The sequence below is a fragment of the Vibrio genomosp. F10 str. 9ZD137 genome, assembly GCF_049974785.1.
Taxonomy (GTDB): Bacteria; Pseudomonadota; Gammaproteobacteria; order Enterobacterales; family Vibrionaceae; genus Vibrio.
This window is the reverse complement of sequence record NZ_JBNGCJ010000152.1, coordinates 1-968: the sequence shown is the minus strand read 5'-3', so window position 1 is coordinate 968 and position 968 is coordinate 1. Positions and strand designations below refer to the sequence as shown.

The 968-nt window shown below is 45.7% G+C and carries 1 protein-coding gene and 1 pseudogene; one reads left to right on the top strand and one right to left on the bottom strand.

The genetic code is table 11. The features are described from left to right. Positions 1-182: pseudogene (locus tag ACP45E_RS01935) on the top strand (ABC transporter); the annotation flags it as partial. 93 nt (positions 183-275) lie between these two features. Here ACP45E_RS01935 and glpX read toward each other — a convergent pair. Further along, positions 276-968 (bottom strand): class II fructose-bisphosphatase (gene glpX, locus ACP45E_RS01930; protein WP_069584639.1); only part of this gene is annotated, 693 nt, incomplete at its 5' end.

Sequence of the window (968 nt, the reverse complement as noted above, 5' to 3'; positions counted from 1 at the left end):
CCGCTCTTCCGATCTATCGAAAACTGGTTTATTTTGCTTTAAACCGAATTGCTAAAGCCAATTTGAGTCAACTTCTTTATGTGACCCACTATCAAGAAGATGCATTAGAAGCGGTTCAGAATTTTATGGATTTTGTGCCTGATGAAGAAGGGCATAGGGTAGTGATTACTCACTCTGCTTAAAGATCACTAACAGTGATGTTCAAAAAAGGCTTCACGAGGAAGCCTTTCTTTTTATCTACAATCGCCATTAGAGCAAGTTAGTGCTTACTGCGACTATAAAATATGGTCGCGTACTTCTGGATCTTTACGCTCTAGGTAGTGAATTGATTTAATACGACGGATGGTACGGCAGCGGCCACGGATGACTAAGGTTTCCGTTGTCGCGATATTGCCTTTACGGGTAATGCCTTCTAGAAGGTCACCTTTAGTGATGCCCGTTGCGGCAAAAACCACATCGTCGCTGCGCGCCATATCTTCCATTTTTAACACCACGTTGGTTTCCACACCCATTTCAGCACAACGTTTCAGTTCGTCTTCACCAAATTTACGGTTTTCTTCGGTATCGCCTTTTACTTCATGACGAGGAATCAATTTACCGTGCATGTCGCCGTCAAGTGCGCGAATAACCGCAGCTGACACCACACCTTCAGGCGCACCGCCGATGCAGTACATAACATCGACTTCGCTGTCAGGCATACAGGTTAAAATAGAAGCTGCCACATCACCATCTGGCACAGCGAAAACGCGCACGCCCATGGCCTGCATCTCTGCGATCACTTTGTCATGACGAGGCTTAGCAAGTGTGGTGACAACCAATGTATCTAATGTTTTACCGAGTGCTTTCGCAATATTCTCAAGGTTTTCTGTAAGCGGTTTATCAAGGTCAATGCAGCCTTTCGCACCAGGGCCAACCACGAGTTTTTCCATGTACATGTCAGGCGCTTTTAAGAAAGATCGGAAGAGCGG